General features: G+C 45.0%; 25 protein-coding genes and 1 tRNA gene. 12 read left to right on the top strand and 14 right to left on the bottom strand.

Features of this window, described 5'->3' with window-relative positions; genetic code table 11:
• Nucleotides 1-14 precede the first annotated feature (14 nt).
• Nucleotides 15-1,241: a TolC family protein gene (locus tag BUB52_RS01850; RefSeq protein ID WP_009123210.1), complete on the top strand. Its 1,227-nt coding sequence runs from the start codon at nt 15-17 to the stop codon at nt 1,239-1,241.
• 45 nt (nt 1,242-1,286) lie between these two features.
• Here BUB52_RS01850 and BUB52_RS01845 read toward each other — a convergent pair whose 3' ends face one another.
• Nucleotides 1,287-2,774: a methyltransferase RsmF C-terminal domain-like protein gene (locus BUB52_RS01845; RefSeq protein ID WP_009123209.1), complete on the bottom strand. Its 1,488-nt coding sequence runs from the start codon at nt 2,772-2,774 to the stop codon at nt 1,287-1,289.
• A 146-nt stretch (nt 2,775-2,920) separates the two neighbouring features.
• Between BUB52_RS01845 and BUB52_RS01840 the strand changes: the two genes are divergently transcribed.
• The 6 genes from BUB52_RS01840 (at nt 2,921) to BUB52_RS01815 (ending at nt 7,285) form a co-directional block, all read left to right on the top strand.
• On the top strand, nt 2,921-3,604 hold the full coding sequence (locus BUB52_RS01840) for a DUF6249 domain-containing protein (RefSeq protein WP_039951166.1): 684 nt from the start codon (nt 2,921-2,923) through the stop codon (nt 3,602-3,604).
• On the top strand, nt 3,601-4,149 hold the full coding sequence (locus BUB52_RS01835) for an RNA polymerase sigma factor (protein ID WP_009123207.1): 549 nt from the start codon (nt 3,601-3,603) through the stop codon (nt 4,147-4,149). The genes BUB52_RS01840 and BUB52_RS01835 overlap by 4 nt, the downstream gene beginning before the upstream one ends.
• On the top strand, nt 4,133-4,459 hold the full coding sequence (locus BUB52_RS01830; RefSeq protein WP_009123206.1) for a DUF5056 domain-containing protein: 327 nt from the start codon (nt 4,133-4,135) through the stop codon (nt 4,457-4,459). The genes BUB52_RS01835 and BUB52_RS01830 overlap by 17 nt, the downstream gene beginning before the upstream one ends.
• Before the next feature lie 232 nt (nt 4,460-4,691).
• On the top strand, nt 4,692-5,873 hold the full coding sequence (gene cls / locus BUB52_RS01825; RefSeq protein WP_317043272.1) for a cardiolipin synthase: 1,182 nt from the start codon (nt 4,692-4,694) through the stop codon (nt 5,871-5,873).
• An 83-nt stretch (nt 5,874-5,956) separates the two neighbouring features.
• On the top strand, nt 5,957-6,751 hold the full coding sequence (locus BUB52_RS01820; RefSeq protein WP_009123204.1) for a thymidylate synthase: 795 nt from the start codon (nt 5,957-5,959) through the stop codon (nt 6,749-6,751).
• Between the two features lie 78 nt (nt 6,752-6,829).
• The gene (locus BUB52_RS01815) at nt 6,830-7,285 is read left to right on the top strand and encodes a dihydrofolate reductase (protein WP_373129858.1); all 456 of its coding nucleotides are present in this window, start codon (nt 6,830-6,832) and stop codon (nt 7,283-7,285) included.
• Between the two features lie 2 nt (nt 7,286-7,287).
• Here BUB52_RS01815 and BUB52_RS01810 read toward each other — a convergent pair whose 3' ends face one another.
• Nucleotides 7,288-7,764 carry an Lrp/AsnC family transcriptional regulator gene (locus tag BUB52_RS01810; RefSeq protein ID WP_009123202.1) on the bottom strand — a complete coding sequence of 159 codons (477 nt, stop codon included), beginning with the start codon at nt 7,762-7,764 and terminating at the stop codon, nt 7,288-7,290.
• Between the two features lie 189 nt (nt 7,765-7,953).
• On the opposite strand from BUB52_RS01810, the gene BUB52_RS01800 reads away from it, so the two are divergent.
• Nucleotides 7,954-9,231, top strand: coding sequence for an IgA Peptidase M64 (locus tag BUB52_RS01800; protein WP_039951165.1), 1,278 nt, complete (start codon nt 7,954-7,956; stop codon nt 9,229-9,231).
• Nucleotides 9,232-9,260: 29 nt separating this feature from the next.
• Complete coding sequence (locus BUB52_RS01795) at nt 9,261-9,794, top strand: GNAT family N-acetyltransferase (RefSeq protein WP_009123200.1); 534 nt, start codon at nt 9,261-9,263, stop codon at nt 9,792-9,794.
• Nucleotides 9,795-9,850: 56 nt separating this feature from the next.
• Here the strand turns inward: BUB52_RS01795 and BUB52_RS01790 are convergent, their stop codons facing one another.
• The 9 genes from BUB52_RS01790 to BUB52_RS01750 form a co-directional block, all read right to left on the bottom strand.
• Complete coding sequence (locus tag BUB52_RS01790) at nt 9,851-10,315, bottom strand: ExbD/TolR family protein (protein ID WP_005657168.1); 465 nt, start codon at nt 10,313-10,315, stop codon at nt 9,851-9,853.
• Entirely contained in the window at nt 10,315-10,905 is a 591-nt protein-coding gene (locus tag BUB52_RS01785) for an ExbD/TolR family protein (RefSeq protein ID WP_009123199.1), read from the bottom strand. The genes BUB52_RS01790 and BUB52_RS01785 overlap by 1 nt, the downstream gene beginning before the upstream one ends.
• Nucleotides 10,906-10,940: 35 nt before the next feature.
• Nucleotides 10,941-11,426, bottom strand: coding sequence for a hypothetical protein (locus tag BUB52_RS01780; RefSeq protein WP_009123198.1), 486 nt, complete (start codon nt 11,424-11,426; stop codon nt 10,941-10,943).
• A gap of 5 nt (nt 11,427-11,431) precedes the next feature.
• On the bottom strand, nt 11,432-12,244 hold the full coding sequence (locus tag BUB52_RS01775; protein WP_009123197.1) for a MotA/TolQ/ExbB proton channel family protein: 813 nt from the start codon (nt 12,242-12,244) through the stop codon (nt 11,432-11,434).
• 79 nt (nt 12,245-12,323) lie between these two features.
• Nucleotides 12,324-12,411: transfer RNA gene (locus tag BUB52_RS01770), tRNA-Ser, on the bottom strand.
• Between the two features lie 162 nt (nt 12,412-12,573).
• Nucleotides 12,574-13,353, bottom strand: a complete 780-nt coding sequence (locus BUB52_RS01765; RefSeq protein WP_009123196.1) for a TatD family hydrolase — start codon at nt 13,351-13,353, stop codon at nt 12,574-12,576.
• The gene (locus BUB52_RS01760; protein ID WP_009123195.1) at nt 13,350-14,063 is read right to left on the bottom strand and encodes a hypothetical protein; all 714 of its coding nucleotides are present in this window, start codon (nt 14,061-14,063) and stop codon (nt 13,350-13,352) included. The genes BUB52_RS01765 and BUB52_RS01760 overlap by 4 nt, the downstream gene beginning before the upstream one ends.
• Before the next feature lie 22 nt (nt 14,064-14,085).
• Nucleotides 14,086-15,060 (bottom strand): polyprenyl synthetase family protein, encoded by a 975-nt coding sequence (locus BUB52_RS01755; protein ID WP_009123194.1) that lies wholly within the window; start codon nt 15,058-15,060, stop codon nt 14,086-14,088.
• Nucleotides 15,061-15,138: 78 nt separating this feature from the next.
• On the bottom strand, nt 15,139-15,825 hold the full coding sequence (locus tag BUB52_RS01750) for an energy transducer TonB (RefSeq protein WP_009123193.1): 687 nt from the start codon (nt 15,823-15,825) through the stop codon (nt 15,139-15,141).
• 267 nt (nt 15,826-16,092) lie between these two features.
• On the opposite strand from BUB52_RS01750, the gene cmk reads away from it, so the two are divergent.
• From cmk to pfkA, 3 genes are all read left to right on the top strand, one after another.
• Complete coding sequence (cmk, locus tag BUB52_RS01745) at nt 16,093-16,782, top strand: (d)CMP kinase (protein WP_009123192.1); 690 nt, start codon at nt 16,093-16,095, stop codon at nt 16,780-16,782.
• A gap of 16 nt (nt 16,783-16,798) precedes the next feature.
• Nucleotides 16,799-17,662 carry a 4-hydroxy-3-methylbut-2-enyl diphosphate reductase gene (locus BUB52_RS01740; protein ID WP_009123191.1) on the top strand — a complete coding sequence of 288 codons (864 nt, stop codon included), beginning with the start codon at nt 16,799-16,801 and terminating at the stop codon, nt 17,660-17,662.
• Between the two features lie 66 nt (nt 17,663-17,728).
• Nucleotides 17,729-18,709, top strand: coding sequence for a 6-phosphofructokinase (gene pfkA, locus BUB52_RS01735; protein ID WP_009123190.1), 981 nt, complete (start codon nt 17,729-17,731; stop codon nt 18,707-18,709).
• A gap of 58 nt (nt 18,710-18,767) precedes the next feature.
• On the opposite strand, the gene BUB52_RS01730 is transcribed toward pfkA, so the two are convergent.
• From BUB52_RS01730 to BUB52_RS01720, 3 genes are read right to left on the bottom strand one after another with little or no spacing between them, the layout of a single operon-like run.
• Nucleotides 18,768-19,607, bottom strand: coding sequence for an SDR family oxidoreductase (locus tag BUB52_RS01730; protein WP_009123189.1), 840 nt, complete (start codon nt 19,605-19,607; stop codon nt 18,768-18,770).
• Between the two features lie 47 nt (nt 19,608-19,654).
• On the bottom strand, nt 19,655-20,881 hold the full coding sequence (locus BUB52_RS01725) for an NADH:flavin oxidoreductase (RefSeq protein ID WP_009123188.1): 1,227 nt from the start codon (nt 20,879-20,881) through the stop codon (nt 19,655-19,657).
• A 12-nt stretch (nt 20,882-20,893) separates the two neighbouring features.
• Entirely contained in the window at nt 20,894-21,667 is a 774-nt protein-coding gene (locus BUB52_RS01720; protein WP_009123187.1) for a DUF1295 domain-containing protein, read from the bottom strand.
• Nucleotides 21,668-21,713: the final 46 nt, after the last annotated feature.

Below are 21,713 nucleotides of genomic sequence, written 5' to 3'. Positions count from 1 at the left end.
TAATAACAGAATGTATGAAACATATACTTATAGCCGCCGCCCTCCTCTCCTGCATAGGGATGAGGGCGCAAAATACAGGCATCGACTCCGTACTTCGCCAGATAGAGGCGAACAACAAGGAATTGCAAGCCAATGCACAGCTTATCTCCTCGCAGAAGCTGGAAAACAAGACAGAGAACAATCTGCCTGACCCCACCCTCTCGTACGCCCATCTTTGGGACTCCAAGAACAGCAGTGAGACCGTAGGTGAAATGGTTGTTTCCCAGAGTTTCGATTTCCCTACGTTGTATGTAACAAGGGGAAAGATGAACCGTCTCAAAACCGGAGCGCTGGACGCACAGGCAGCAACCGTACGCCAACAGATATTGCTGCAAGCCAAAGAGGTGTGCCTGGACATCATCATGTTGCAACATCAGCAGGAACTGCTCGACGCCCGGTTGAAGAACGCCGAGGAACTGGCCGCCATGTATGCCAAACGATTGGCGACAGGAGATGCCAATGCGCTGGAAACAAATAAAATCAATCTGGAATTGCTGAATGTCCGTACCGAATCCCGTACGAACAGCACAGCCCTGAACAATAAAATCAAGGAATTGCTGGTACTTAACGGCAACCGGCCGCTTACTCCCGGCCGCCCCTTTCCCGACGGCACGGCAACACCTACCGCCCAAGCCCTCGGCCTGACAGAGTATCCCGCCATTCCATTGCCGGCCGATTTCCATCAGGTATGCGATGAACTATTGGCAGCCGACCCTTCCCTGCAATCGTTCGACAACGAGAGTGCGGCAGCCCGCAAACTTATTTCGGCAAGCAAGCAGGGCTGGTTACCGAAACTGGAGTTGGGCTATCGCCGCAATACAGAGTCAGGACATCCGCTGAACGGCGTTGTCGTAGGCTTCTCCTTCCCTCTGTTTGCAAATAAAGGAAAGGTAAAGATAGCCAAAGCGCAGGCTATGAACATCGACTTCCAGAAAGACAACGCAAAAGTAAAAGCAAGCTCCGAACTATGGCAGCTCTATGAAGAAGCCCGCAACCTGGACGCCTCCATGCAAGAATACAAACAGACCTTCCAAGATCAACAGGATTTGACGTTGCTGAAACAGGCTCTTACAGGCGGACAAATCAGCATGATAGAGTATTTCGTAGAGGTTTCCGTTGTTTTCCAAAGCAAAACCAACCTTTTGCAATTGGAAAATCAATACCAAAAAGCAATGGCACGGATATATAAGAGCAGGTTGTAGGAGTTATGAGTTATAAGTTATGAGTTATGATTCGTAACTTATAACTCATAACTCATAACTTATAACTATTTTTGGTTTTTCCGGCAAGTGGCCGCTGCGAATGCGCCATTCCTGCGGATAAAGATTATTGGCACGGTTACCGATATTCTTAACAAAACCAAGAGGCATATTCTTATACGTGAGTAAAACCACTCCGCGAGGGGCTGCATCCGAAAGGGTGACAGCCTCTTTTCGTAAATAGGCAACGGCCTGTTCATAGGATATTTCTTCGCGAGGGAAAGCATCCGGTGCCAATGCATGGCTCACAGCCAGCGCATGAGCGGGAATCCAGTCTTTACCTTTCTGTCCGGCAATCTCCAATCCGGCCTGCACAATGCGCACAGACGACTGCAATGCCGATAGTTCCGGAAGATAGCGTTTAGGGAAAGCGCTGACACTACCGCCTTTTTGAATAAACTCATATATATCCGGAGCAAGAAGCCATTCCGCCAATACCGAAAGCTGCTCTTTAGAAAGCCCCGGAGTTTTCATCCCTTTCCCCTGGGGTTTCCTTCCCTTTCCCCTGGGTTTTTCTCCTCTCACAGCCGGAGTTTCAGAAGCTTTGCCCAGGGCAAACGCCTGTTCAGCCCCGGGCTTACGGACGCTCGCCCTCGGCTTGCGGAGAACAGCCAGAAAGAAGCCTTCACCCTTTGTCTTATGAGGCAAAAAGCGGTAAACCGGAAACCGCTCTCCCTGCAATAAATTACCCGTTATATTCCAATCTTCCGCCACATCGAGCGGGAGTACTTCCGCGCCGAATTCGTCCTTTATCCAACGGACGTTTTCTTCATTCTCTTTCGTATTATACGTGCAGGTGCTATATATCAATAGCCCACCCGGTTTCAGACAAGGCCAGATATCCGAAATAATTCTCCGTTGCCGCTGTCGGCAGATTTCCACATTCTCCGAACTCCACTCGCTCACGGCGACAGGGTCTTTACGGAACATGCCTTCACCGGAACAGGGTACATCCGTCAATATCACATCAAAGAACTCTTCCAACGGTGTAAAGTCCGACGGATCGCTGTTAGTAACCACAACGTCGGGATGTCCCCACTTAGTCAGGTTCTCGGCAAGTATTTGGGAACGGTTGCGAATAACCTCGTTCGCTACCAACAAGCTATTTTCCGGAAGGATACCGCGGACATGCGTCGACTTACCGCCCGGAGCGGCACAGAGGTCGAGCATCACTGCCGGTTCTTCGCCCGCATATTGTCTTAAGGCCTGTTCCACAAACATGGACGAGGCTTCCTGCACATAATAGCATCCTGCATGAAACAAAGGGTCGAAAGTGAACGTCAGGCGCTCTTTAAGATAAAAGCCGGAAGTACACCAGGGAACCGCGCTCTCCCCGGACTGAAAGCCAAAAGGCTTTAACGGGTTCAACCGGATGCTGACGGGTTGCTCCGACTCCAAAGCGGTTACTAATTCCGTATACTCCTCATCTCCCAGCAGGGCGCGGGTATAGTCTATGAAAGAAGCGGGTAGTTCCATGTGTCGTACTGTTTTATGCCGGCAAAGGTAACATAAATATTTTGCGGCCGATAGTAGCTATTCTAAAAAAAATATCGTCTCTTTGCAACTTTCCGGATATCCGGATGCGTCTAACACACAAAGAAACCAATAAAAACAAAAATAACATGATTATGAAACGTATCATCTTCGCATTAATGGCAGCCATGATGCTCTGCACGTTGGCACAGGGAAAGAACAGAACCGTTACGGAAAACGACAGTCTGGGAAACAAGCAGAGAGTTATAGAACTGAGGGACACCATGATTGACGGAAAAGCCGTTACGGACACCCTTAGCGTCATGACTTACGAAAACAGCCCAAGCAGCGGCACGGAAAGCCATAAGGATTACAAGCACCACAGCAGTGCTTACGATTTCGGCTGGAACCTTGGTCATGACGCCAAAGAGGCGGCTATCGCCATTACGGCCATCGTGTTCGTATTCGGATTCCCTCTGGTGATTGTATTCATCATATTCTTCTTCCGCTATAAAAACCGGAAAGCCAAGTACCGCCTGGTAGAGCAAGCGCTGGCCAGTGGGCAACCGCTACCGGAAAACCTGTTTAAAGAGACCGACTCGATAGATATCCGCAGCAAGGGAATCAAAAATGTGTTTGTCGGTATCGGACTGTTCATCTTCCTTTGGGCCATTACCGACGAATTCGGACTGGGCTGCATCGGTCTGCTTATAATGTTCACAGGCTTCGGACAGCTCGTTATCTACTACACGCAGCAGGACAGAGCGCCTAGAAACAAGGAGAAAGCCGATACTGCGAGGACGGCCTTTCCGGAAAAGATTGAAGAAAAATGAGTCAGCTCAATGATATATCGTTAGTCGCACAGGTCGTGGTGTTTCGCAACACCAGGGCCTTCGACCAGTTGGTAGGAAAGTACCAGTCGTCCGTACGGCGATTCTTTCTGCACCTGACCTGCGGCGACAGCGAATTGAGCGACGACTTGGCGCAGGATACATTCATTAAAGCGTACACCAACCTGGCCTCGTTCAAAAACTTATCCAGTTTCTCTACCTGGCTCTACCGTATTGCTTATAATGTATTTTATGATTATCTTCGCACCCGTAAAGAGACAGACTGCCTGGAAACGCGCCAAGTGGATGCTCAATGCAGTACGCTGCAAAACGACATAGGACGGCGCATGGATATTTACCGTGCGCTGAGTATGCTGAAAGAAATGGAACGAACCTGCATCACTCTCTTTTACATGGAAGACCAGAGTATCGAGAAAATTGCAGGTATTACCGGTTGCCCCGCAGGAACTGTAAAAAGCCACCTGTCACGGGCCAAAGAAAAAATGGCTACTTACTTAAAACAAAATGGTTATGATGGAAAACGATGATAAACTCTTAGTTGCTTTCTTTGACGAAAACCGGCAGGAAATACCGGACAATGGTTTCACCCGCCGTGTGATGCGCCATCTGCCCGACCGTACCCGACGGATTTCACAATTATGGGCAACGTTTTGTTTCACACTGGCGTTAGTGCTGTTCTTTGCTTTCGACGGTCTGCAACTGGTACTGGGCACGCTCCGTGAAACATTTACCGTTGCCGCCCAAAGCGGAGTTACCGAAGCCAGCCCCAAATCTCTATTGGTCGCAGGCATAGTGTTGCTTTTCCTGCTCTATCGCAAAATATGTTCGCTGGCTTAAACGCCGCGGTTATTGCGAACCGTATTTTCCTCGCAGGATAAATAAACTTCCCCGCAGGATAATGTACTTAGCCCCTACCTTATTTACAGTAAGGCAAGGGCTAATTTTTTATAAACGAATGAACATATCTCAATGATATATTGTATATTTGCCAACTCATAAAACTAAATAAACTTACAAAGTTTTGAGACAGGTTCTATTCATCATATTATTTACTTTATTCTTTGGAAGCATCCGGGCGCAAAGTACCAGCGACTCTCTTGTAATGGGCTATATGCGGGAAATGGGAATCCCCCTGACCTGCAACAATAAAGTTGAACTGTTAATGACCGGCCGTGACAAATTCACCGATTTATTTGAAACGATTCGCCATGCCCGGCATCACATCCACCTGGAATATTTCAATTTCCGTAACGACTCTATCGCCAACGCTCTCTTTGACTTACTGGCGGAAAAGGTAAAAGAGGGTGTAGAAGTGCGTGCCATGTTCGATGCGTTCGGTAACTGGTCGAACAACCAACCGCTGAAAAAGCGTCATTTGCAAGCGATAAAGGCACGCGGCATCGAAATTGTCAAATTCGACCCTATCACCTTTCCTTATATCAACCACGCCATGCACCGCGACCACCGCAAGATTGTCGTCATCGACGGGAAAATCGGTTATACAGGCGGAATGAACATTGCCGACTATTACATCAACGGTCTGCCCAAAATCGGTAAATGGCACGATATACACATGCACATAGAAGGAGATGCGGTACGCTATCTGCAAGGTATCTTCCTGACGATGTGGAATCAGGAAACCGGACAACACATCGGCGGTCCGGCCTACTTCCCCGACCTGCCCCAATTTCCGGACAGCATAGCCGAGGAGATTTCGATAGTAGACCGTACTCCGCGGGAAACGCCCCGTTCCATCAGCCATGCCTACGCCGTTTCAATAGAAGCCGCCCGGAAAAACATCCAGATAGTAAATCCTTATTTCGTGCCGACGAAATCCATTCGTAAAGCCATCAAGAAAGCGTTAAAGAAAGGTACGGAAGTGGAGATAATGATACCGGCAGTATCGGACATTCCTTTTACTCCCGAAGCTTCGTTCTACATCGCACACAAACTGATGAAGCGGGGAGCAAAAATCTACTTGTTCAAAGACGGATTCCACCATTCCAAAGTAATGATGGTGGACAGCTCTTTCTGCACAGTAGGCACGGCAAACCTTAACAGCCGCAGTTTACGCTACGACTATGAGACAAACGCTTTCATCTTCGACCCGCTGACAACGCATCAACTGAACGGCATGTTCGAAAGGGACAAGAAGAACAGTACTCTGCTTACTCCCGAAATATGGAAGAAGCGTTCCGGCTGGAAAAAGTTTATCGGTTGGGTGGGTAATTTGCTGACCCCGTTCCTATAAGCCGTTCCACTATTTTTTAATCCCGAATCTTTAATTTCCCGAGAACTTTGTCTACCTTTGGCAAAGCGTTTAATAAATAACCCATGAAACAATATTTAGACTTGCTCAACCGCGTGCTGACTGAAGGCATAGAGAAAAGCGACCGCACGGGTACGGGTACCATCAGCGTATTCGGACATCAGATGCGTTTTAATATGGACGAAGGTTTTCCTTGTCTGACAACCAAAAAACTCCATTTGAAATCTATTATCCATGAACTGCTATGGTTCTTAAAGGGGGATACGAATGTAAAGTACCTGCAAGAGAACGGGGTACGTATCTGGAATGAATGGGCTGATGAAAATGGGGATTTGGGACATATCTACGGTTACCAATGGCGTTCGTGGCCGGATTACAAAGGCGGAACAATTGACCAAATCAGTGAAGCGGTGGAAACAATCAAACACAATCCAGACTCACGCCGTATTATAGTGAGCGCCTGGAACGTCGGTGATTTGGACAACATGAATCTGCCGCCCTGCCACGCATTCTTCCAGTTTTATGTAGCCAACGGACGGCTCAGCCTGCAACTTTACCAGCGCAGCGCTGATATTTTCTTGGGAGTGCCTTTCAATATCGCATCGTACGCATTGCTCCTGCAAATGGTGGCGCAAGTGACCGGACTGAAAGCGGGGGATTTCGTACATACTTTAGGAGATGCGCATATCTATCTGAACCATTTGGAACAAGTGAAACTCCAACTGAGCCGTGAGCCGAGAACGCTCCCGCAAATGAGAATCAATCCGGATGTGAAGAGTATCTTCGACTTTACGTATGAGGACTTCGAATTAGTAAATTATGACCCGCATCCGCATATCGCCGGAAAGGTAGCGGTATAAAAAGATGTCCTTTATCATTGAAAACCATTTGATTATATTAGATATATGATTAGCATTATTGCCGCAGTAGACCGCCGCATGGGTATCGGTTATGAAAACAAGTTATTATTCTGGCTCCCCAATGACCTGAAACGCTTCAAAGCGCTTACCACGGGAAATACAATCATCATGGGACGAAAAACGTTTGAGTCACTCCCCAAAGGCGCCTTGCCAAACCGCCGCAATATCGTCTTGTCTACGCATCCCGACACCCAATGTCCGGGAGCAGAAGTGTTCCCCTCTCTTGAGGAAGCCTTGAAAAACTGCGAGCAGGATGAGCAAGTCTATATCATGGGCGGAGCCAGCGTGTACCGTCAGGCGCTCCCTCTGGCAGATGCACTCTGTCTTACTGAAATAGATGCTGAAGCTCCCCGGGCGGACGCTTACTTCCCGGACGTAGACCTCGAAATCTGGCAAGAAAAAAGCAGGGATGCTCATCCGATAGACGAGAAGCATCCCTGCCCTTATGCTTTTGTCGATTATATCCGCCGATAGGACTATTCTTCCTCATCGTCTATTACTATCGGCATCTGACGTTTAATCGCTTCATGGAATGAAATCAGCGTTTCCGTACGTGATAATCCCAACGGTTGCAGCTTATCATGAATAATGCTCAACAGGTGATGATTATTCCGTGCATACAGTTTAATAAACATATCGTACTTACCTGTAGTAAAGTGGCACTCCACGATTTCGGGAATAGCCTCCAACGCTTTTGTTACGGCATCAAAAGTAGCGGGATCTTTTAAATAGATTCCGATATATGCACAAGTTTCATATCCTATCTTCTCCGGATCTATAACGTATTCCGAGCCTTTCAATATTCCCAGATTGGTGAGTTTCTGGATGCGCTGGTGAATAGCCGCTCCAGAGACATTGCAGGCTCTGGCTACTTCAAGGAAAGGAATGCGCGCATTATCGGCGATCAACTGCAGTATTTGCTCGTCTAAAGTATCCAATTGATGATGTCCCATTTCTAATCTCAATAATTAATTAAATGAATGATTTCACCGTATTCCGCTACGGCAATGTGCAAAGTTAGCCATTTTTTCTCCAATAAAAATACGAATTATAACTTTTCTTGCTAAAAAGAGAATAATCGCATATACCGGGTTATACAGACAAAAATCGTATCTTTGTGAAATGATTAAATTATAATGGATATGAAAAAGTATATTGTACTCTTACTCTGTTTAATAACTGTCGTGCCCATTTACGCACAGGTCTTCACCGACCTTTTTGCTGATAAAACTCTTCGTATAGATTATATCTTTAACGGCAATGCATCCGAACAAAGTATCTGCCTGGACGGATTATCTTCTCTTCCCGCCTGGGCAGGACGAAAGCATCATCTGGCAGAGCTTCCATTGCAAGGCAACGGACAGATTGTTATGCGTAATATAGCCGATGGAAAGATTATTTATACCACATCCTTCTCTTCGCTCTTTCAGGAATGGCTGGAAACCGATGAAGCCAAAAGTATAACCAAGGGATTTGAAAATACGTTCCTTCTTCCCTATCCGCTTCAGCCGGTGGAAATAGAAATAACCCTACTCGACCCACGCCGTAATGTTCGTGCCTCTATGAAGCACATTGTGCGCCCGGATGATGTTTTAATAGCGCAAAAAGGTATCTCGCATATCACTCCGCACAAGTATCTGCTACAAAATGGCAACCCGGGAAAATGTATTGACGTAGCCATTCTTGCAGAGGGATATACTCCTCAAGAAATGCAGACATTCTATGAAGACGCCGGCATTGCCTGTGAAAGTCTTTTTGCGCATGAGCCTTTCAAATCTATGAAAGAGCGGTTCAATATCGTAGCTGTAGCCAGCCCTTCCATCGACAGCGGAGTCAGCGTACCAAGGCTGAACGAATGGAAACACACCGCCTTCGGTTCTCATTTCAGTACGTTCTATTCCGATCGTTATTTAACTACATCGCGCGTAAAAACAATTCATGATGCTTTAGCCGGAATACCCTATGAACACATTATCATATTGGCCAACACAAAAGAATATGGCGGTGGCGGTATCTATAACTCATATACCCTCACTACGGCCCATCATCCGATGTTCCGCCCGGTAGTGGTACATGAATTCGGACATAGCTTCGGCGGACTTGCCGATGAATACTTCTATGACAATGATGTTATGACAGATACCTATCCTCTGGATGTAGAATCATGGGAACAAAATATCAGTACGCAAGTGAATTTTACATCAAAATGGAAAGATATGCTTGCCAAAGATACTCCCATCCCTACTCCAACCGGTAACAGTGAGAAATATCCGGTTGGAGTGTATGAGGGTGGCGGCTATTCGGCAAAGGGCATTTACCGTCCTGCCGATGATTGCCGCATGCGTACCAACGAATACCCTACTTTCTGTCCCGTGTGCCAACGTGCCCTGCGTAGAATAATCGAATTTTATACCGAATAACAATAATCAAACTTCAAAAGACTGACCCTATGATTAAATTTCAACGTATCGCAACTTCGGATACAGCCTTGTATGATTACATGGAAAAACTGATGACAACCTCTTTTCCTCCGGAAGAATATCGCTCATTGGCAGAACTACGTAATTATACAGATGCCAAACCGCATTTTTATTGCAATATCATTCTCCATGATGACAATCCAATCGGTTTGATTACATACTGGGATTTCGGACATTTCTATTATGTAGAGCACTTTGCTATCGATCCGTCCCAACGCAATGGCGGTCATGGCAAGAATGTTCTAAGCCATTTGTGCCAACAGATAAACAAACCTATCATATTGGAAGTAGAGGCACCGGAAGAGGAAATGGCAATACGCCGTATTAATTTCTATAAACGGCATGGCTTTACCTTATGGGAGAAACCATATATGCAACCTCCCTATAAACCCGGAGATGGCTATCTTCCCATGCTGTTAATGGCTTATGGCAATCTGGAGTGCGAAAAGGATTTTGAATACGTAAAAGAACGTATTTATCGGGAAGTATACAATGTACAGTAAAAAATAAAGGCCGCTTGTTACAAACGGCCTTTATTTATATAGTCTGAATTAACTTCTTACTGACGCGGTTGCGCAGAATAGTTAATCTTCAATGCATAAGCTTTACGAAGAGCCTCTTTGATATCTGTTACGATACCCATCTTTGTATCTTGGTCAACTTTCAAAGACACTGTCATTTGCGGCTGATCCTCTTCTTTCATACTGGCACGTTCACCAATAATATAGTCTTGGATTGCAGCAACTTCAGCATAGCTGTCATTCAACTGGATACGGCTTTCATTACCTAATTTCTTACGGAATTCAGCAGTAGGTTTTCCTACATAGATAAACGTAACCAAAGACTTCTTTTCAAGTTTTTCCAACTCTGTAGCTTGCGGAACCTTAAACTCAACCTTCAATGTTACCTCACGCATAGTTGTTACAATCATAAAGAAGAACAACAGAGTGAAGATAAGGTCAGGCAGAGAAGAAGTGTTCAACGCCGGCATTTCTTTTTTACCAGTCTTATTAAATTTTCCCATTACTTCTTATCTCCGTATTTTTTAGGTTCTGCCTCAGAGATCTTCTGAGGATAAATATCACGAATTGCCTTTTGTTGCTCATCGTTCAATTCAGCATATTTCTTTTGCCATTTTTCCTGAGCCAATTCATCACGCAACTCATTATAAGCCGCTACCAACTCATTTTGAACAGCAAGATATGCTTTGTAAGAAGAGCCACGGTCACAGCGCAAAGAAACTACATGCTTTTCCGTAATCATCATGTTGCCAAAGAAAGGAATATCTTTTGCATATTTCTCAGGTTTGGCTTCATCATTATACGGATTAGCAATAAATTCTTTTGCTTTAGCACGTAACTGTTCTGTTGTGATATAGTCGTTTCCGCACATCAACTGGTCGTTCATATTCAGGAAGACCTGCAATACGTTGCGCTCTTTCAACTTAATATCGTCATTTTTCTGGTTCTGTTCCGGTGGAGGCGGCAAACGTCTTGCCAAACCACGGTCAGTATCCATAGACGTTGTAATCAAGAAGAAGATTAACAACAGGAAAGCAATATCCGCCGTAGAACTTGAGTTAATATCAGGAACTTTTCTTTTTCCTTTTGCCATTGTAATTACTCTTTAAATTGAGTTATCTCAATTGATTATGATAATTTCTTCTTAATGCTACTAAAGATGATTGCAAGCACTGTTGCCGCAAACAAAATATAGATAGAATAAAGGAACATATCAGTTATCTTCAACCAGAACGGAACATTGTCTGTACCATCATAACCCGGGATATTGAGAGGTTCTTCACTACCCATAGCCCATGCTATAACAACAACAGCAACCAATACGATTACACCGATTAAAGACTTTAATGCAGTTCCGGGATTATCTTTCAAGGCAGTTCCGAATTGGAACAGGAAAGCAGCCACTGTAGCAACGACAGCTATACCAAACAGGCCATACATCAAATAGATCAAGGCATCAGTTTGGGCAGGTTGCCACATTTCAGAGTCAACGCTCATAAGTACTGCATCGCCTTGAGCATCTCCACCGAAGTAGAATAAGCCCAACACTACCAAGATGGCAGCGAACATTACGTACAGTACGTAGTATGATACTTTATATGATAACTTAGCCATTTTACTTATTTTTTGTATTTCAAGTCATATTTGATAACCATATCCAACAGAGAGATAGAAGAATCTTCCATTTCGCTGGTCAAAGCTTCGATCTTAGACAAGATATAGTTATAGAATACCTGCAGAATCAAAGCAACGATCAAACCGAAGATAGTTGTAATCAAGGCAACTTTCATACCGCCTGCAACAACCGTCGGAGAGATATCACCTACTTGTTGAATCTTATCAAATGCCTGCACCATACCGATTACAGTACCCAAGAATCCTAATGACGGAGCCATTGCGATAAACAGCGTGATCCAAGAACAGCCTTTTTCCAGATAACCGGCTTGTACACCACCGTAAGAAACAACTGATTTTTCAACAACATCGATACCTTGGTCGATTCTCATCAAACCTTGATAATAGATAGAAGCGATAGGACCTCTTGTGCTGCGCGCAATGTCTTTGGCAGCTTCAACGTCACCTTTTTCCAAAGCAGCTTCAATAGCAGCCATAAATTTCTTAGTGTTGATTTCAGCCAAGCTCAAATAAATGATACGTTCAATACAGAAAGCAAGACCGATAACCAATGCGATAGCAACCAAACTCATGAAAGATGCAGTACCTTCAATAAATTTAGTCTTGATTTCTTTGTGAATACCGCCCTCTTCAGCTACAACAGCAGGAGCTGCAGCTTCGTCAGCAGGAGCTGCTTGTGCTGCGGGAGCAGCTTGTTCTGTTTGTTCAGCAGCAGGAGCATCTTGAGCCTGAGCAAGTTGAGTTGAGCCAAATGTTAAGACTCCCATCACAGCAACAATTGCAAATAACTTTTTCATTGTGTGTCTAATTTTTAAGATTAATTAATTAAATTACTTATTATGTTTATTTATTGTTTTTCTCTTATCTTAAATCTTGCGGAGAGACGGGGATTCGAACCCCGGATACCCTTTAGGAGTATACACGCTTTCCAGGCGTGCCTCTTCAACCACTCGAGCATCTCTCCAATCTACGCCTTCCTTGAAATCGGGTGCAAATTACAAAAAAAATGCGAACCACAAGCGTTTTCAGCTACAAATGTATTCTTTTTTTTGTTCTTCCACAGCATTCTCAAAGTTTTATCCTCAATAAAATCTCAAAATTAATAAACTTTAAAATCTTTGGAACGTTATTTGAGTATTCCAAACACTTTTAAGGCATTTTCAGAAGTGATACAACCTACTTCCTCAGGCGACTTACCGTATATTTCCGCTACTTTTAACAGAGTATCCTTTACATTTGCGCTCTCGTTTCTCTTCCCCCGATTCGGCACAGGAGTAAGATAGGGAGAATCGGTTTCGAGAACAATCCGTTCCAAAGGAATATTTCGCAAAACTTCCGGTAAGCCCGATTTTTTGAATGTTACCACACCATTGACACCAATAAAGAAATTAGAAAACTCCAATATCCGAAGGGCCTCCTCCAATGTTCCCGTAAAGCTATGAAAGACGCCTGCCAAAGGAGAGGCCTTATAAGGTTTCAACACATTATATATATAATCGAATGCCTCACGACAATGAATGACTATAGGTAACTTATACTCCAAGGCCCATTGTATCTGCTGCTCAAAAACGATTTGTTGTTCCTTCAAAAATGTTTTATCCCAATACAGATCCATTCCGATTTCACCAATTGCCACATAGTCGTTCGGCATTACCAAATATTCGGACACAACGGCCAATTCTTTCTCATAATCGGCATTCACAGATGTCGGATGCAATCCCATCATCGGGTAACAATAACCTTTATAGTCCGAACAAACACGAAGCATCGGCTCTATGGTCGTACTATCGATATTAGGCATAAAGATATGACTTACTCCCGCTGCCTGAGCACGCTCCATTACTTGCGGCAAATCAGATTGAAATTCTTCCAGAAAAAGGTGGGAATGTGAATCTACTAACCTCATTTCGCTATCTCTTCTTTCGTTTTTTCACCGGTACGGTAATAATAAATCAAACCATAGCCGCGACACAAATCCAAGCGTTTTTCATTCGGCATCACCTCGGCATACTTCCGTTCTACCTGATTCCAGATATCTAAAATCAGAGTATCGGCCTCGTCTCGCATGGAAGCAAGAGTTTCCAGACTGCGAGCTGTCAAAGCCTGCAAATTCTTCTGTTTCTCATAACTCTCCATAAAAATATCATAATGAACTCTGACTTTAGCAATGGTAGGATTATAGATAGGAATCCCCCCTTGAGAAGTACGTCTATTCTCACCGTCAACGACCTTACGTCCCCATTCCGCCAAAGCTGTCTCTGTAGATAAATCCGGAACACTATGATTTTTAATATCCAATCCGTAATATTCTTTATGAGCGGTACGCACTTCCGAACGAATCACGGCCAGGTTCAGGACTTGAATGAAATGCGAAATATAAAGACGGGCAATCTTTACATTCGACTGATGCTTACGTCCCGCCTTTGCCTGACGTTCAAAACATTCCGCATAATAAGCCTGTGCAGCTTCAAATTTCATCAAGAAGTTCCGGGCATCCGTAAGAGTCTTTAAAGACACTGCCAAATCATATACGTTATATATATCACCTTTCGCAACTACGGCCTTTAACGCCCGTATTCTTGCTTGGTCTGTATTTGGTAATCTCCTATAAGGCATTTGCTAATCGGATTAATATCAGTTACACTTCCCGGTACATCAGCTCTTTTATAAGCTTCTCAAGCTCTTTTTTCTTTTCATCCGCTACATTCACAGCCACCAGACTATCCATCGCCCTATTGCTGTATTCCGTTATTTTATTCTCACAAAGAGTTTTAACCCCTATCTGATTATACAAATCGGTTACAGCTGTAATCTTCTCGGCCGGATTAAAATCCACAACAGTTATCCAGTGTTGTAACCGGCTTGCCTGCTCCTGACTCGCATGCTCCAAAGCTTTAATCAACATATAGGTTTTCTTATTGCACAGAATATCTCCACCGATATTTTTCCCAAAGACAGCAGCATCACCGTACACATCCAACAAGTCATCTTTCAGCTGAAAAGCCACTCCCATATTCATTCCGAAATCATACAAACGTGCCGCGTCATCCGCAGAAGCTCCTCCCAACAATGCGCCGATTTTCAAGCTCGCAGCCAACAACACGGATGTTTTCAGGCGAATCATCTCCAGATATTCCTCCTCTTTTACATCATTCCGTTGTTCAAACTCCATATCCATTTGCTGTCCTTCGCATATTTCAAATGCAGTCAAACTGAATAAATCCATTACTTCTTTCAAATGCTTTACCGGACACTGCGCCATGAACTGATAGGCCAATACCAACATTGCATCCCCCGAAAGAATAGCCGCATTATCATTCCATACCTTATGTACGGTTTCTTTTCCACGACGTTTATCGGCACGATCCATCAAGTCATCATGTAATAATGTATAATTATGATATACTTCAATACCTGTTGCCGATGAGAACGCAGGTTCAACATTCTCCTTATAAAGATTATAAGCCATCAACATCAGTACGGGACGAATTCTTTTCCCACCCATTGACAAAACATAGGTGATAGGATCATACAAGCCCTTCGGGCTGCGAACAAATCGCAAATCCGCAATATGAGAATTTATTTTTTCGAGAAGCTCGGAAGCTGTAAACATAAGTATTTCAATTTAGGAGTGGTGGAGAATGAAAAGAGGCTGCTTTTAGGCAGCCTCTTTACGCTATAAATAATTTTATTACTGCAATCGGAACATTACAGGCACCGTATACTTCACACGTACTGCCTTACCACGTTGCATGCCCGGTTTCCATTTCGGCATTGAGCTAATCACGCGGATAGCTTCCTTATCCAAATACGGGTCAACACCTCTAAGCACTTTAGCATCTACGATACTACCGTCTCTGTTAACAACGAACTGTACGGTTACACGGCCTTGAGTTCCGTTTTCCTGAGCGATAGTAGGATATTTGATATTCTTGCTCAAATACTGCATCAAGCCAGCCATGCCACCGTTAGGGAATTCCGGCATCTGCTCTACTACCTCGAAGATAGTCTGTTCTTCCGGTTCTTCCTCTTCAACAGCTACGGGAACATACTTGATTTCTACAGCCTGATTGGTTTCCTCGGATGTAGCGATAGTAGTTTCTTCCACATCGGCATCATCATCCACGATTGTCAAAGTTTCTGCAATCGAAGGAGCTTCGGGAGGGGGAGGAGCTACCTGCTCGGGTTGTTCCGTAATAGGAATGATTTCCTCTTCAAATACAAGGTCGGTAATAGCCTGGCTCGTATCAATCTTGATATCACGTTTGGTCCATTCGAATGCGATGAACATAAACGCGAGCACAATCACGTAACCGACGAGCAGCCAAGTTGACTTTTTGTTCTCCAAGTCTGCCTTAGGTGTCTTTTTAATTTCCATAATTTATAATATAATTTTAGTGTTTCTCATTTGTGGCAAATATAGTACTTTTCCCACGATTGTTCTTGCTTAGCTGTGTTTTTTTACACAATAAGCAGTGCATTTTCATTTTTTTAATTCTTCAAAAGCCCTCATCAGCTTTTGTGCCACAAATGTAACGAGATATTTTAAAAATACCGTATCTTTGGCAAGAATTTTAGATGAAACATTCAAAATTTTCTATAAGGAAGAGTTTTTCTATATAAATATAGTATAAAATCATTTCATATGAAAAAGATAACAATCGCAATCGACGGCTTTTCATCATGCGGAAAAAGTACCATGGCCAAAGACCTTGCCCGTGAAATAGGTTATATTTACATAGACAGCGGAGCCATGTATCGTGCCGTTACTTTATATAGTATAGAGAACGGTATATTCACAGGTAACGACATCGATACGGAGAAACTGAAAAAGCAAATTAAGGATATTCATATATCTTTCCAACTGAACCCGGAGACGGGACGCCCGGACACATATCTGAACGGAGCCAATGTAGAAAAAAAGATTCGTACAATGGAAGTGTCTTCCCGCGTCAGCCCCATTGCCGCTCTCGACTTTGTACGTGAAGCGATGGTGGCCCGGCAGCAGGCGATGGGAAAGGCCAAAGGTATTGTAATGGACGGCCGCGACATCGGCACAACCGTATTTCCGGATGCCGAACTTAAGATTTTTGTAACGGCCTCCCCCGAAATCCGTGCACAGCGCAGATACGATGAGCTAAAAGCCAAAGGAGAAGAGGCAGGTTTCGATGAAATTCTGGAAAATGTGAGACAACGGGATTATATAGACCAGAATAGAGAAGTAAGTCCGCTTCGCAAAGCCGATGACGCGCTGTTGCTGGACAATAGTCACATGACCATTTCTCAACAAAAAGAATGGCTGGCCGAGCAATTCGACAAGGTTTGCAAATCATAATCCTAAAACCTGCAATATGGCAAAAGTTGAAATAGATGAAGGTTCCGGTTTCTGCTTCGGAGTAGTTACCGCAATCAATAAAGCGGAAGAAGAATTGGCCAAAGGCGGAACATTATACTGTTTGGGAGACATTGTACATAACAGCCGTGAAGTGGAACGTTTGAAAGCAATGGGGCTGATCACCATCAACCATGAGGAGTTCAATCACCTGCACGACGCTAAAGTATTATTACGGGCACATGGTGAGCCCCCCGAAACCTACATAACCGCTAAACGTAACAATATTGAAATAATCGACGCCACCTGTCCGGTAGTTCTTCGCTTGCAAAAGAAAATCAAGCAGGAGTACACTCAGGAAGATAATGAAGAAAAACAAATCGTCATATACGGGAAAAACGGGCATGCCGAGGTACTGGGATTGGTAGGGCAAACCACAGGGAAAGCAATCGTTATCGAAAAACTTGAAGAAGCCAAAAGCTTAAATTTCAGCAAGAGCATCCGTCTTTATTCCCAAACCACCAAATCACTGGATGAGTTCCAAAAGATAGTGGAATATATAAAGGAACATATATCTCCGGACGTTACTTTCGAATATTACGATACCATATGCAGGCAAGTTGCCAACCGCATTCCTCATATCCGAAAATTCGCCGCTTCCCACGACTTGGTGTTTTTTGTCAGCGGAAAGAAAAGTTCCAATGGAAAAATCCTGTTCAACGAATGCAAGAAAGTCAATCCGAACTCACATCTGATTGACAGTGCAGAAGAGATAGACAACCAGTTACTCATTGGTGCAGAGTCCATTGGCATCTGTGGAGCGACTTCCACGCCCAAATGGTTAATGGAAGAAATATCCAAGGCAATAAAATCACGAATTTAAAAAGCTTTTGTTATCTTTGCCAGCAGATTTTCAAGGTAATTATTAACACTAAACAAGGAGATTGTTATGGGAACAATTAAGTGTATCGGTATTTTAACATCGGGCGGTGACGCTCCGGGAATGAATGCGGCGATTCGTGCGGTGACACGCGCAGCTATTTACAACGGACTTCAAGTAAAAGGCATATATAGAGGTTACAAAGGTTTGGTAACCGGTGAAATCAAAGAATTCAAAAGCCAGAATGTAAGCAATATCATCCAATTGGGCGGTACTATCCTGAAAACAGCGCGTTGCAAGGAATTCACCACTCCCGAAGGGCGTCAGATTGCATACGACAACATGAAGAAAGAAGGCATTGACGCCTTGGTAGTTATCGGTGGAGACGGTTCTTTGACAGGCGCACGTATCTTCGCGCAGGAATTCGATGTACCATGCATCGGCTTACCGGGAACAATCGACAACGACCTTTACGGCACAGATACAACCATCGGCTATGACACCGCCTTGAATACGATTCTGGGTGCTGTGGACAAGATTCGCGATACGGCAACTTCACACGAACGTCTTTTCTTCGTTGAAGTTATGGGACGTGACGCCGGTTTCCTCGCCCTGAACGGCGCCATCGCATCCGGAGCAGAGGCAGCCATTATCCCGGAATTCAGCACCGAAGTAGACCAACTGGAAGAGTTCATCAAGAACGGTTTCCGCAAATCCAAGAACAGCAGTATCGTACTCGTTGCCGAAAGCGAATTAACCGGCGGCGCCATGCACTATGCCGAACGTGTGAAAAACGAATATCCTCAATACGACGTACGTGTTACAATCCTCGGCCATCTACAACGTGGTGGCAGTCCTACAGCGCACGACCGTATCCTTGCCAGCCGTTTGGGTGCGGCGGCAGTAGATGCCATTATGGAAGGACAGCGCAATGTCATGATAGGTATAGACCATGATGAAGTGGTTTATGTACCTTTCACAAAAGCCATCAAGAACGACAAGCCTATCAAGAAAGACTTGGTCAATGTATTGAGAGCACTTTCCATTTGACAAAGACCTGTAAAATATAATGCAAAAGGCGCAAGAGTGGAATCTTGCGCCTTTTGCATTATAACCACTTCTCCACAATCCTCTCCGTACTGTCCCACAACTCCTGCATCTGCACATGGTCGGTGAACTTTCCGGAAAGCGGTTTCGGACGGCAACTTACATTCAGAGTACCCGTACGTTTTCCCGCATCCTCATCCAGCAGCAGATGAACAGCCGTTGCGGCCCCTTTACTGGGAGTACGGATGAAAGGACGGAAAAGAATATCCGTCAACGGGTCGAACCACATGTGCATCGTTATGATATTGGTGGAAACAATGCCCGGGTCAGCCGCATTAACCACAATACCTTTTTCTTTAAGACGGGCAGCCAGATTAAGAGTAAACAAAGTCAGCGCCAGTTTCGTATTACTGTACACAGGAATACGCCAGAAGCCTCCTTTCCTTCCCTGAAGAAAGAAATCGGGAAAGTCGAGACATCCGACAGCATAGGTACAAGATACCATATTAACGATACGGCTTCCCTCTCCCATCAGAGGAAGAAGCTTGCGTGTCAATAAATAAGGAGCGACATAATTAACGCTTACCGTACGTTCCAAACCATCCTCCGTGATACGGCGGCACGTTTCCATCGTCCCCGCATTATTCATCAGCAGACTGACAGCATCGCCACGTTTCAAAACGGTTTCGGCAAAAGCCGCCACAGACGCAAGCGAAGACAAGTCTACGCCCAATACCTCAAGATGCGGATTGCCCGTATCTCGCACCAACATTTCCCTCACCTTCTCCGCCTTTTCCGGACGGTAACAAGCCATAATAATCTTATATCCGGCCTTAGCCACAGCGCGCGTTATTTCCGTTCCCATACCGCCGTCTGCACCGGTTATGATAGCAAGTTTCACGTTTATCTGTTACAAATTATAAATTACAAAATCCAAGAAGACGGTAATCACCCTTTCGCTTCTATTCTCTCAATCTCCCGCTTCAAGCAAGCCGGAAGCTCCTCGCCCAAATGCTGATGACAAGCCATTTCAATGGAGTACATCCGTGCTATACAATAGTTGCTATGCCTGCAATTACAGCGCGCGTTCTCCTCATCACGCATACGGTTCACAAAGCCCGGTTCATTAAGTAGCGCACGCGCCATTTGTACGGCATCAAAACCATCGTCCAAAACCTCGTCTATTTTGGAACGCGACACCAGTCCGCCTACGTATATCAACGGCATCTTCAACTCCGCACGGAACTTCAAGGCATCTTCCAGGAAATAGGCTTCTTTAAACGGCACAGCGGGTATCATCCACTTACCTGCCATGCGTACTCCGTACTTCAACCACCAGCACGTCATATAATGCGTCATGCTGCGAATCGGCATTTCCCCGCGCATCACATACATAGGGGCTTTGCTTACAAACCCGCCACTCAGCACCAGCCCGTGCGCTCCCGACTGTTCGAGACGCTTGGCCACCTGCATCGTTTCGTCCATCTCCATACCACCCCGGAATCCGTCACGCATGTTCATCTTCACAAGTACCGCCATATCACTGCCGGCAGCCTTCATCACCTCCTCCATTACCATATCCATAAAACGCATACGGTTCTGCAACGAACCGCCGAATTCATCTTTACGATGATTGGTAGAGGGTGAAAGGAACTGGCTGATAAGATAACCATGCCCCGCATGGATTTCCACAGCATCAAACCCCGCCTCACGCGCCAGATTCACCGAACGCCCGTAGGCATGCGCCATCTCCGGCAATTCATCGGCACGCAGCCCTCGTACAAAAGTGGGTGAATACAGGTTAAAGCCACCGCTTGCACCGACAGGAGTACATCCGCAAATACTTTTATGCGACATATTCCCGCAATGCCCCAACTGAATGCCGGCAGCAGCGCCCTCCGCGTGTATCGCATCAGTCAGCTTGCGAAGTCCCGGAATGATTTCAGGACGCATCCACAACTGGCGGTCAAAAGAAAGGCCGCTCCGGGTAACGGCGGCATAAGCCACGGTAGTCATACCGATACCGCCCGCCGCGACCGAGCGATGATAGTCGAGCAGCATATCCGAAGGCGCATTGCCCGGACACATACTCTCAAAAGCGGCCGAACGGATGGTACGGTTGCGTAAAGTCAGCGGTCCGAAAGTGACCGGTGTGAATAATTTTGAGTTTCCCATTATTCCTTATCTTTAATATACAAAAGGTATAATACATTTTCTTTTTCCTACGGCCTCAACACCAAATTCCGCACGATAGTGTTTGTTAATCGCATCTGCGCGGGGTACCAAATTGGCAAATGTCCACCACACAAAAACCCAGGCAGCCGGAGAAGCCGTCAGCACTGCAAATCCCACCCATTCCACCAACTCACCGAAATAGTTGGCGGACGTGATATATCGATAAAGGCCTTTATTCGGAAGATAATGTCTTGTATCACCGGGCTTACGCAAATGGCGTATCACATAATCGGAATGCAGGTTTATCCCCATTCCTATGAAAAACAGCAATAATCCCCCAATCCCCCGAAAAGAAAGGAAATAGTGCCAGCCGGCAGCATATTGCTGCCCTTCTACGGTGAAATAGAAAATTCCGCCCGCCTGCATTATCCCGTTCAGCAGATTAAAAACAATACCCATCGCCATGATGGCGACCGGCATGCGGGACTTACCTTTTAATAATAGCGGAAAGATAAACGAACGCTGAAAATAGTGCAGCAAAAATAACAACAGAAAAATAAATTCCGGTACGGCAGTACCCGTTCCACTATACGCCCAAAGAATCAACATCACAAAGAAAACGGGAGACTCCATCAATATCCAGGCTAACTTGTTATCAATAGATACACCCCACGAAGCTGTACGAAACATTCCATAACCGGCCTTAATGAAATAAAGCGCAATAAAAACGAAAAGAGCCGTTAAGCCCATCGCACATAGGAACACTTGAAATGTTTGTTGACTCATATTATTCAATTTAAGTGCAACAAATATACGGAAAACTCACGAAACC

The organism is Bacteroides clarus YIT 12056, from assembly GCF_900129655.1.
Classification (GTDB): Bacteria; Bacteroidota; Bacteroidia; order Bacteroidales; family Bacteroidaceae; genus Bacteroides; species Bacteroides clarus.
This window is presented reverse-complemented; position numbering and strand designations above follow the sequence as displayed.

What these genes read in the sequence shown, in the direction of transcription:
- pfkA (WP_009123190.1), top strand. Translation starts at nt 17,729, where the DNA reads ATGGGAACAATTAAGTGTATCGGTATTTTAACATCGGGCGGTGACGCT.
- BUB52_RS01795 (WP_009123200.1), top strand. Translation starts at nt 9,261, where the DNA reads ATGATTAAATTTCAACGTATCGCAACTTCGGATACAGCCTTGTATGAT.
- BUB52_RS01785 (WP_009123199.1), bottom strand. Translation starts at nt 10,905, where the DNA reads ATGGCAAAAGGAAAAAGAAAAGTTCCTGATATTAACTCAAGTTCTACG.
- BUB52_RS01850 (WP_009123210.1), top strand. Translation starts at nt 15, where the DNA reads ATGAAACATATACTTATAGCCGCCGCCCTCCTCTCCTGCATAGGGATG.
- BUB52_RS01840 (WP_039951166.1), top strand. Translation starts at nt 2,921, where the DNA reads ATGATTATGAAACGTATCATCTTCGCATTAATGGCAGCCATGATGCTC.
- BUB52_RS01845 (WP_009123209.1), bottom strand. Translation starts at nt 2,774, where the DNA reads ATGGAACTACCCGCTTCTTTCATAGACTATACCCGCGCCCTGCTGGGA.
- BUB52_RS01815 (WP_373129858.1), top strand. Translation starts at nt 6,830, where the DNA reads ATGGGTATCGGTTATGAAAACAAGTTATTATTCTGGCTCCCCAATGAC.
- BUB52_RS01765 (WP_009123196.1), bottom strand. Translation starts at nt 13,353, where the DNA reads ATGAGGTTAGTAGATTCACATTCCCACCTTTTTCTGGAAGAATTTCAA.
- BUB52_RS01780 (WP_009123198.1), bottom strand. Translation starts at nt 11,426, where the DNA reads ATGGCTAAGTTATCATATAAAGTATCATACTACGTACTGTACGTAATG.
- BUB52_RS01740 (WP_009123191.1), top strand. Translation starts at nt 16,799, where the DNA reads ATGGCAAAAGTTGAAATAGATGAAGGTTCCGGTTTCTGCTTCGGAGTA.
- BUB52_RS01720 (WP_009123187.1), bottom strand. Translation starts at nt 21,667, where the DNA reads ATGAGTCAACAAACATTTCAAGTGTTCCTATGTGCGATGGGCTTAACG.
- BUB52_RS01835 (WP_009123207.1), top strand. Translation starts at nt 3,601, where the DNA reads ATGAGTCAGCTCAATGATATATCGTTAGTCGCACAGGTCGTGGTGTTT.
- BUB52_RS01750 (WP_009123193.1), bottom strand. Translation starts at nt 15,825, where the DNA reads ATGGAAATTAAAAAGACACCTAAGGCAGACTTGGAGAACAAAAAGTCA.
- BUB52_RS01810 (WP_009123202.1), bottom strand. Translation starts at nt 7,764, where the DNA reads ATGGGACATCATCAATTGGATACTTTAGACGAGCAAATACTGCAGTTG.
- BUB52_RS01790 (WP_005657168.1), bottom strand. Translation starts at nt 10,315, where the DNA reads ATGGGAAAATTTAATAAGACTGGTAAAAAAGAAATGCCGGCGTTGAAC.
- BUB52_RS01760 (WP_009123195.1), bottom strand. Translation starts at nt 14,063, where the DNA reads ATGCCTTATAGGAGATTACCAAATACAGACCAAGCAAGAATACGGGCG.
- BUB52_RS01725 (WP_009123188.1), bottom strand. Translation starts at nt 20,881, where the DNA reads ATGGGAAACTCAAAATTATTCACACCGGTCACTTTCGGACCGCTGACT.
- BUB52_RS01775 (WP_009123197.1), bottom strand. Translation starts at nt 12,244, where the DNA reads ATGAAAAAGTTATTTGCAATTGTTGCTGTGATGGGAGTCTTAACATTT.
- BUB52_RS01800 (WP_039951165.1), top strand. Translation starts at nt 7,954, where the DNA reads ATGAAAAAGTATATTGTACTCTTACTCTGTTTAATAACTGTCGTGCCC.
- BUB52_RS01820 (WP_009123204.1), top strand. Translation starts at nt 5,957, where the DNA reads ATGAAACAATATTTAGACTTGCTCAACCGCGTGCTGACTGAAGGCATA.
- BUB52_RS01830 (WP_009123206.1), top strand. Translation starts at nt 4,133, where the DNA reads ATGATGGAAAACGATGATAAACTCTTAGTTGCTTTCTTTGACGAAAAC.
- BUB52_RS01755 (WP_009123194.1), bottom strand. Translation starts at nt 15,060, where the DNA reads ATGTTTACAGCTTCCGAGCTTCTCGAAAAAATAAATTCTCATATTGCG.
- cmk (WP_009123192.1), top strand. Translation starts at nt 16,093, where the DNA reads ATGAAAAAGATAACAATCGCAATCGACGGCTTTTCATCATGCGGAAAA.